This is a genomic window from Dyella sp. (assembly GCF_051954575.1).
In the GTDB taxonomy this organism is placed as follows: Bacteria; Pseudomonadota; Gammaproteobacteria; order Xanthomonadales; family Rhodanobacteraceae; genus Dyella_B.
In genome coordinates this window covers 49,499-58,341 of the sequence record NZ_JBQCHP010000050.1, presented here as the reverse complement: position 1 = coordinate 58,341, position 8,843 = coordinate 49,499, and the positions used below count along the sequence as shown (strand labels likewise).

Sequence of the window (8,843 nt, the reverse complement as noted above, 5' to 3'; positions counted from 1 at the left end):
ACCCCCTCGTTGGGTGTTTGCGCTCCCCAACCCCAAAAACCCCCCTATTTATTTGGTGGCTCCCCCCCCCAAACCCCAACCAACGAAACTATGCGCAAGATCGTAGGTTGGGGTGCAAACCCAACATCGCCATCCATCATTGACATCAACGTTGGGTTTGCACCCCAACCTACGTATTTCGCGCAAGCTCAAACCGCGTTCGCATCCGCCGCGGCAAGACTCATCCTGCGCCCGATGCCGAACACGAAATACGCCACCGTCAATAAAGCCACCCACGCCGCGCCCACATACAAGGCCACGCGCGTATCCGGGTGATAGCCGAGCATGAACACCACGAACAACAGGAACGCCAGACACACTGCGCTGGTGAATGGCCAGCCGCGCAGCGGGAACTTCGTCTTGCCATAGCGACGACGGAAGCTGAAGTGCGCGATCAACACCATCGACCACGTCCACACCGTGTTGAAGGAGAGGATCGACATCATCATTTCGAAGATGTTCTTCGGCAGCAGGTAATTGAGCACCACGCCGATCATCAGGCAGGCCAGCGATACCAGCACGCCGCGAATCGGCACACCGTGCGCGCTTACCTTGGCCAGCGCCGCGGGAGCCTGCCCCTTGTTCGCAAGGCTGTAGAGCATGCGGCTGCCGCTGAAGGTGGTGCTGTTGAAGCCCGACAGCGCGGCGGTGATCAAGACGAAGTTGATCAGCCCCGCCGCCTGCGCAATGCCGAGCTTGTCGAAGGTGGTCACGAACGGACTGCCCTGCGTGCCGATCTGGTTCCAAGGATAGATCGCCATGATCACGAACAGCGCGCCGACGTAGAAAATCAGGATGCGCCACAGCACCGAATTGACGGCGCGCGGAATGGTCTTATCCGGCTGCGAGGCTTCACCGGCTGCCATGCCTACGGTTTCGATACCACCGAAGGCGAACACCACCACCGGCAACGCCAAGACCATTCCGGTGAATCCGTTCGGGAACCAGCCACCGTGACTCCAGAGATTGGAAAGGCCTACCGGGTGACCACCGTTGCCCCAGCCCAGCCAGATCATGCCGGCGCCGCCCAGGATCATCAGCACCACGGTTACCACCTTGATCATGGTGAACCAGAATTCCATTTCGCCGTACACCTTCACTGCCATCAGGTTGAGCGAGCCGATCATTACCACGCTGCCGAACACCCAGATCCACTGCGGCAGGTCGGGAAACCATTGCTTCATGTAGATGCCCACGCCGGTGCTTTCGGCCATGCCGACGCCCACCATCAGCAGCCAGTAGTTCCAGCCGGTGACGTAGCCGGCGAACGGACCGAGATAACGGTGCGCGTAGCTGCTGAAGGAACCAGCCACCGGATCGTGGACGGCCATTTCGCCCAGCGCGCGCATGATGATGAAGATCATCAGGCCGCCGAACATGTAGGCGAACAACACCGACGGGCCAGCCAGGTTGATGGTGCTGGCCGAACCCAGGAACAGCCCGGTGCCGATGGCCATGCCCAGCGCCATGAAGGTGATGTGGCGCGGCATCAGCCGGCGCTGCAGGTGTTGCGTCATGGTTTTTCCGCCCTCGATCGGAATTTATTGTTCAGCGCATCAGCGGCGCTTTGGTTTTATGGGAAGCTTGCCGCGCCAGTACTCGATCATCAAAAAGCCGCCAAGCATACCCCCAAGGTGCGCGAAATGCGCAACGTCCGGCTGCCATCCGGACACGCCCAGGGTGAGTTCCACCGCGCCATAGCCGATCACGAACAACCAGGCCGGAATGGGAATCGGGATGAACATCAACATCAGCTTCTCGTGCGGATAAAGCATGCCGAACGCCAGCAGCAGCCCGAAGATCGCGCCGGAGGCGCCCAGCGTCGGCTCGAAACCATGCGTGAAGTACTTCACCACCAGCAGTTGCGTCAGCGCGGCGGTCAGCAGGCATACGAAGTAATAGAAAGTGAAACGACGCGAGCCGAACGTCTGCTCGATCGCGCCGCCAAACATGTACAGCGCGAACATGTTGAAGAAGATGTGCGCGTAGCCGCCGTGCATGAAGCCATAAGTAACCAGTTGCCACGGCCGAAAGCCGATCGCGAGGATACTGCCGTCCCGCAGCTGCGCCATCTGGTCCGGCCCCCACGGCCACAGCGCGAAATGCGCGAGCAGCGTTTCGCCCATGACTTGCTGCAGCAGGAACACCACGACGTTGGCGATCAACAGGTAACGCGTAACAGGAGGGAGGCGGGTGGGCATGAAATCCGGGGGCCTTGGGCGGCTGCATGATCTGGGGGCGGAGCTTGCCACGGTGGTTACCGCGGCGGTAAGTCCCAGATTGCGTAAGTTGGGTTATCGCAGCGTAACCCAACAGAACCTCATCGAAACGACCAACCATTGCTGGGTTACGCTGCGCCAACCCAACCTACAAGAGCCCAGAAAAAAGGCCACCAAAAGGTGGCCTTTCACAGTCGTCACCGCAAAACGATCAACCGTTGTGGGAACCCGCGTCGATCTGCGCCATCGCGTCCGGGCGGCGGGCACCGGCGAAGCGCTTGGCCCAGTAGCTGTCGGCGAGGTTGTCCACGCGCACGGATTCGCCTCGGCGCGGCGAGTGGATGAAGCGGCCATCACTCACGTAGATGCCAACGTGCGAGATGCGGCCCTTGCCGCGGCGATCGGCGGTACGGAAGAACACCAGGTCGCCCGGCTGCATATCGTTGCGGTGCACGATATGGCCGATCAGGTACTGCGAGGCGGAATTGTTCGGCAGTTCCAGCCCCAGCGCACGCTCGAACACGTAGCGCACGAAGCCGCTGCAGTCGAAGCCGGTGGAAGGATCGCGACCACCGCGCACGTAGCGCACGTGGCGCAGCTGCATGGCCAGGCCGATCAGCATGTCGCGCAGGCCCTGGTCGGTCTTGGCATCGCTGAATTGTTCGCCGGCATCGGCGGCGCCGTCGTCGGCAGCGTCACTTTTGGCGGAAGCCAGGGCGGCGATGGGAAGCTGGGTGGGAAGCGTGGATTGAGCCAGGGAAGGTGCGGCGCTGAAAGCAGCCAGGGGACTCAACAACGCGGAGGAAATTTTGCCGGAAACCTGGGCCTGGAGACTGCTGGCGGTATCGGTGGCGAGGGCGGTGCCTGAAAAGCACAAGGCCGTGGCAAGCGCGGCGAGTACAAGTCGCGTGTTTGGCATTCGGTGATTCTCTGGGCGGTTGCTTTGTCCGGCCGTCGCCCCCTGCGGCGGCCGTGACGAAGTAGTGAAAGTAACAAAGCAACACCGGCAACATGTTCGGATGGGGTTAACTGAACCCTATCGTTCGGAAAGTCCGAAATGCCACTGAAACTTTCGCAACCCCTTGAAGGTTCGATATTTATTTCGGAAACAACGATTCACCCGTAAGCAGGCAGCCAAAAAATTTTTCCCCTGCTTTACACCTGCGGCGGGCAAAACCTCACGCCGACGCGTACGAACGGTTACCAAAAATGGCGGTTCCGATGCGTACTTCGGTGGCGCCTTCGGCGATAGCCAAGGGGAAATCGCCGCTCATGCCCATCGAAAGCCGCAGGAGTTCATGCCCTTCCGCAACACACTGATCGCGCAGCTCGCGCAGTTGCCGAAAGCAGGCGCGCACCTCAGTCGGGTCTTCCGACAGCGTCGCCAGCGTCATCAGGCCTTTCACCCGCAGGGTCGGATAGACCTGCAGGTGCGCCAGGAACGCCGGCAATGCTTCGGCAGGCAGACCGTGCTTGCTCTCTTCGCGCGCGGTCTTCACCTGCACCAGCACGTCCAGGGTGCGGTTTTCGAGCTGCAGGCGGTGGTGCAGCGCTTCGGCCAGCTCCAGCCGGTCCAGCGATTGCACCTCGCTGGCCAGCCGCGCCACGTCCTTGGCCTTGTTGGTCTGCAGGTGGCCGATCACCACCCAGTCGATCGCTTCGCCGGCCAGCGCTGCGGCTTTTTCCTTGATTTCCTGCACTTTGTTCTCGCCGAAGCGGTGCAGGCCCAGCGCCAATGCTGCTCGCACCACGTCCGCGCCGAAGGTCTTGCTGACCGGCAGGATGCTCACCTCGCCCGGATCGCGGCCTGCCGCGCGGCAGGCCTCGTCCACCCGCGCGCGTACCGCCCCCCAATTGGCCGCCAGTTGCGTGGTGTCGCTCACCGCGCGCCCTGCTGGAAATGACGCGCCACGACGTCGGCCACCACCATCGAGACTTTCTTGCCGGTGGGAATGTGCAGGAACTCGTTCGGGCCGTGGGCGTTGGAATGCGGCCCCAACACGCCGGTGATCAGGAACTGCGCCTGCGGAAACTTGGCGCCCAGCATGCCCATGAACGGAATGGAGCCGCCCTCGCCCATGTAGGCGGCCGGTGCGCCGAAATAATGCTGCGACGCCTCGGCCACCGCCTGTTCCAGCCACGGCGAAAGCCGCGGCGCGTTCCAGCCGCTGCCGTCCTTTTCCAGCTTGAAGCTGACCTTGGCGCCATACGGCGGATCCTTCTCCAGCAGTTGCTTCACCAATTCGCCGGCCTTGGCACCGTCCAGCGTCGGCGGCACGCGCAGGCTGAGCTTTACCGAGGTTTTCGGGCGCAGCACGTTGCCCGCGCTTTCCAACGGCGGCAGGCCCTCTGCACCGGTGACGGCCAGTTGCGGCCGCCAGGTGCGATTGAGCACCAGCTCGGTGAGGTCTTCGGTCACCGGCTGCATGCCGTCCACGAACGGGAATTTCTGATAGATCGCCTTGCCGAGCACGCCTGCCGCGGCCTTGGCCTGCTCGACACGCTGCGGCGGAATCTCCGCGTACAGTTCCTTCGGCTTGATACGGCCGGTTTCCGGGTCCTCCAGGCGCGACAGCAGTTCGCGCAGGATGCGGAAGCTGGACGGCACCACGCCGGAGGCGTCGCCCGAGTGCACGCCTTCCTCCAGCACCTGCACGGTGAGTTCGCCGCCGGTCATGCCGCGCAGCGAAGTGGTGAGCCACAGCTGGTCGTAATTGCCGCAACCCGAATCCAGGCATACCACCAGCGACGGGTTGCCGATGCGCGGCGCCAGATGATCCACGTAGTGCGGCAGGTCGTAGCTGCCCGATTCTTCGCAGGCTTCGATCAGGATCACGCAACGCGCGTGCGGAATGTTCTGTTCCTGCAAGGCCAGCAAGGCGGCGAGCGAGCCGAAGATGGCGTATCCATCGTCCGCGCCGCCACGGCCGTAGAGCTTGTCGCCCTTCAACACCGGCGTCCACGGTCCTAGCCCTTCCGACCAGCCGGTCATCTCCGGCTGCTTGTCCAGATGGCCGTACAGCACCACGGTGTCATCGCCCTGGCCCGGCACTTCGATATAAATCAATGGTGTACGACCTTGCAGGCGCACCACCTCGAGCGTGGCGCCGGGCAAGTGTGGCAATTTGCTGCGCGCCCAGGTTTCCATCAGCTTCACAGCCGCGTCCATATGGCCATGCGCTGCCCAATCCTTGTCGAACATCGGCGATTTGTTCGGAATGCGGATGTATTCCACCAATTGCGGAACGATCTCGGCATCCCACAGATCGCTGATGTAACGGGTGACGCGCGCGGTATCCATACGGACTCCATCGGGAAAGTGAAAGCGCGATTTTAACAGCGTGCGCTATCCCACTCTTGCTGCAGGGAACCATGGCAGCCTTGCAGGTGGAAAACCTACGCTCACAACCGCCACGGCGCCGCGCTGACACTCACATTGGCGCAATCCAGCCATGGCTGCACGTACTGCACCGACTGGGCCGCTGCGCGGACGGCGGCGCAAAGTGTTCGTGCGGCACGGATAGGCCGCTTATTCCAAGGAGCACACCTTCATGCTGAAGAAAATCATCGCCACCGCCGGCCTGACGCTGGCACTCGCCCTGCCCGCCTTTGCCGCCACGCCGGTCAATATCAACACCGCCGATGCCGAAACCATCGCCAAATCGCTGGATGGCATTGGCCTGGCCAAGGCAAAAGCCATCGTCGCCTTCCGTGACGAGCACGGCCCGTTCAAGAGCGTGGACGACCTGGAGCAGGTCAAAGGCATCGGCGCGGCCACGTTGCAGCGCAATCACGATGCGATCCTGCTGAGCGGCGAAGGCGCCAAGGCGGATGCGGCGCCGGCCAAGCCCAAGCACGCCAAGAAGTCCAGCGAGGCCAAGGAGGGGGCCACTCAGGACTGATTCGCATGGGCGGTACGGTCCGCACCGGACCGTATCGCCAATCACCGCTTGCGCTACACTCCGCGGCGCTGAAAACAGAACCCGTCCATCGCAGCCAGCCGACATGATCCTTCCACGCTACCGTATCGACGCCTCCACGATCCGTGGTGCAGGCAAGGGACTGTTCCTGGAAGAAGCCATCGACGCGGGGCGCATCATCACCGCGCCTGACGCCATCGAGCGCACCTATCGACTGGAAGAGCTGCAAGCCACGCCTGAGCAGATGTACGCCAGCGCGCGCTGGTTCGAAAACCGCTACACGCTGTCGCCGGACTGGCCGGACGAGTGCTACATCAACCACAGCTTCGAGCCGACCGGCCTATGGCACCTGGGCTTCGTGTTCGCCTTGCACAACTTGCCGGCTGGCACCGAAATCACGGTCGATTACCGTCACCTGCTGCCGCCGGGCCAGGAAGAGGACTTTATCGACACCGCCACCGGTGAGAAAATCGTGGGTCTGCCATGGGACGAAAGCTTGATGACCACCACCCGCGCCCTGGCCAGAGTGTTGGACGGCGCATGCTTAGCTACCGAGCGGCAATGATCGATATACCCACCATCGAAACCGAGCGCCTTCGCCTGACGGCGCTGGCCGAACGCCACTTCAACGACTACGCAGCCATGCTCGCCGATGCGGAGAGCACGCGCTGGATCGGCGATGGCCTGCCGCTCGACCGTACCAATGCCTGGCGTTCGCTGGCCATGCTGATCGGACACTGGCAACTGCGCGGTTACGGCATGTGGGCGCTGGAATTGAAAGCCACTGGCGAATTCGTCGGCCGCGCCGGATTGCTGCATCCGGAAGGCTGGCCGGACGTGGAAATGGGCTGGATGCTCAAGCCCGATCACCGCCATCACGGCTATGCCACCGAAGCGGGCGCCGCGATTCTCGACTACGCCTGGAATCAATTGCATCTGCAGCGCGTGATCAGCCTGGTGCGCGTGGGTAACGACGCCTCCGACCGCGTCGCCGAACGCCTCGGCGGCGAGCATATCGAAGACATCGATTTCTTCGGCAGCGACAACCACGTTTTTGCCTATTACCCGCCGCATCGCAGTTTTCGGCGTCACGCTTTTGCCTGAGCCGCCGAGGATTAGCGTAGGCTGGGTTAGCGCAGCGTAAACCAACAAAACTCGCGGATTTCGTTGGGTTACGCTGCGCTAACCCAACCTACGCATACCGCACGTCATGGAGAGACGAATGCGCTATAGACGCATGAAGGCGCCGGGCGCCACCTGCTTTTTCACTGTCAATCTCGCCCACCGCACCAGCTCGCTGCTTACCGACCGAGTCGATTCCCTGCGCGACGCCGTTCGACGAGTAAAAACGCATTACTACTTTGATATCGTCGCCTGGGTCGTACTCCCCGACCATATGCATGCCATCTGGAGCATGCCCGATCATGATGCGGACTATTCGAAACGCTGGCGACTGATAAAACATTATTTTTCAAAGTCCATCGAAAGGCGCGAATCAATACGCCCTTCGCGACTGAGCAAAGGTGAGCGCGAAATCTGGCGACGCCGCTTTTGGGAACACCAGCTACGGGACGAAAGAGATCTTCAAAATCATCTCGACTACGTCCACATCAATCCGGTCAAGCACGGTTACGTAGTTAGGGCAAGGGACTGGCCCTACTCGTCCATACACCGATATATCCGGCTGGGATTTATCGCTTCTGACTGGGCATGCGAACCAGGAGATGTTGACTTCAAAGGCGAACGAACATCGTAGCTGCGCTAACCCAACCTACGCAGCCGCGTGTTTCAACGCGGCATCACCTCACGCGCCACATCCGCCAGCGCAAACAACCGCGCCGTGCGCATCCAGCCGAACGCCAGCACGATCAGCTGCCCCAACAGCAGCGCCAACAGCATGCCCATCGCGCCCACTGCGGTGACGTGAATGCGCAACAAGCCGAATATCGACGCCAGCACCAGGCCGATCAGGGTCACCACCAGATAGAACGACAAGGTCTTCACCGGCCGCCGGAACAGCTGCTTGATGCCGCGCCATAGCGCACGCGTGGCCGAACGCAACGACGTATCGGCAATAAACGCCGCACGCGCCGATTCCACGACCGACTGCATCAGCACGAACACGATGATCAACACCCAGTGCGCGATGTCGGCATAGCGATCCGCTTGCGATTCCAGTACTGCCTGTTCCGAGTGCTTGTCGACCAGATGGAAACCCATCATGTGCACGCCAATCACCAGGCCGTAGGGAATCAGCGACCACAGCAGCACCCGGAACATGCGGCCGTATTCCACCAGGCCGCTCTGCAGCAGGGCGCCGAAACCCAACGCACGCCCGGCCCGGCCGCTGCCGACCACCATGCCCGCCAGGAACGGCGACAGCAGCAAGGTGGTTACCTGCGCGAGCAGTAAATCCGCCGCCAGCCACTGCGGGTGGTCCCCTAACCTGGCGATCACGTCGCCGAACATGATGTCGTTGAAGCCGTTGGCCCACTGCACCGAATGCACCGATGCGTCGAGCAGACCGCTCAACATGCGCCATAGCGGCAAGGCTACCAGCGCCACGGGAATCAGCATGATCAACAGCCACAGCAACAGCAAACGCCATTGCACCGCCGCGCGCATGCCGGAAAACACTGCTGCAAAACCATTGGAACGAGACATG

The 8,843-nt window shown here is 61.8% G+C and carries 10 protein-coding genes; 4 read left to right on the top strand and 6 right to left on the bottom strand.

The window, feature by feature from the left end; all coding sequences use genetic code 11:
* Nucleotides 1-188 precede the first annotated feature (188 nt).
* The 5 genes from ACTHNE_RS07555 to ACTHNE_RS07535 all read right to left on the bottom strand — a co-directional run bounded on the left by ACTHNE_RS07555 (nt 189) and on the right by ACTHNE_RS07535 (nt 5,559).
* The gene (locus ACTHNE_RS07555; RefSeq protein WP_440268916.1) at nt 189-1,556 is read right to left on the bottom strand and encodes an amino acid permease; all 1,368 of its coding nucleotides are present in this window, start codon (nt 1,554-1,556) and stop codon (nt 189-191) included.
* Nucleotides 1,557-1,595: 39 nt separating this feature from the next.
* Nucleotides 1,596-2,240: a rhomboid family intramembrane serine protease gene (locus tag ACTHNE_RS07550; RefSeq protein WP_324937526.1), complete on the bottom strand. Its 645-nt coding sequence runs from the start codon at nt 2,238-2,240 to the stop codon at nt 1,596-1,598.
* Nucleotides 2,241-2,469: 229 nt separating this feature from the next.
* Nucleotides 2,470-3,177 (bottom strand): C40 family peptidase, encoded by a 708-nt coding sequence (locus ACTHNE_RS07545; RefSeq protein WP_324937524.1) that lies wholly within the window; start codon nt 3,175-3,177, stop codon nt 2,470-2,472.
* Between the two features lie 259 nt (nt 3,178-3,436).
* Nucleotides 3,437-4,141 carry a YggS family pyridoxal phosphate-dependent enzyme gene (locus ACTHNE_RS07540; protein WP_324937522.1) on the bottom strand — a complete coding sequence of 235 codons (705 nt, stop codon included), beginning with the start codon at nt 4,139-4,141 and terminating at the stop codon, nt 3,437-3,439.
* Entirely contained in the window at nt 4,138-5,559 is a 1,422-nt protein-coding gene (locus tag ACTHNE_RS07535) for a M20 family metallopeptidase (protein WP_324937520.1), read from the bottom strand. The genes ACTHNE_RS07540 and ACTHNE_RS07535 overlap by 4 nt, the downstream gene beginning before the upstream one ends.
* Nucleotides 5,560-5,809: 250 nt before the next feature.
* On the opposite strand from ACTHNE_RS07535, the gene ACTHNE_RS07530 reads away from it, so the two are divergent.
* The 4 genes from ACTHNE_RS07530 to ACTHNE_RS07515 all read left to right on the top strand — a co-directional run bounded on the left by ACTHNE_RS07530 (nt 5,810) and on the right by ACTHNE_RS07515 (nt 7,934).
* Nucleotides 5,810-6,160, top strand: a complete 351-nt coding sequence (locus ACTHNE_RS07530; RefSeq protein ID WP_324937519.1) for a ComEA family DNA-binding protein — start codon at nt 5,810-5,812, stop codon at nt 6,158-6,160.
* A gap of 103 nt (nt 6,161-6,263) precedes the next feature.
* Nucleotides 6,264-6,743 carry an SET domain-containing protein gene (locus tag ACTHNE_RS07525; protein ID WP_324937517.1) on the top strand — a complete coding sequence of 160 codons (480 nt, stop codon included), beginning with the start codon at nt 6,264-6,266 and terminating at the stop codon, nt 6,741-6,743.
* On the top strand, nt 6,740-7,282 hold the full coding sequence (locus ACTHNE_RS07520; RefSeq protein ID WP_440268915.1) for a GNAT family N-acetyltransferase: 543 nt from the start codon (nt 6,740-6,742) through the stop codon (nt 7,280-7,282). The genes ACTHNE_RS07525 and ACTHNE_RS07520 overlap by 4 nt, the downstream gene beginning before the upstream one ends.
* Before the next feature lie 118 nt (nt 7,283-7,400).
* Nucleotides 7,401-7,934 (top strand): REP-associated tyrosine transposase, encoded by a 534-nt coding sequence (locus tag ACTHNE_RS07515; protein WP_324942193.1) that lies wholly within the window; start codon nt 7,401-7,403, stop codon nt 7,932-7,934.
* 32 nt (nt 7,935-7,966) lie between these two features.
* Here the strand turns inward: ACTHNE_RS07515 and ACTHNE_RS07510 are convergent, their stop codons facing one another.
* Nucleotides 7,967-8,842 carry a hypothetical protein gene (locus tag ACTHNE_RS07510; RefSeq protein ID WP_324942190.1) on the bottom strand — a complete coding sequence of 292 codons (876 nt, stop codon included), beginning with the start codon at nt 8,840-8,842 and terminating at the stop codon, nt 7,967-7,969.
* Between the last annotated feature and the right edge of the window lies 1 nt (nt 8,843).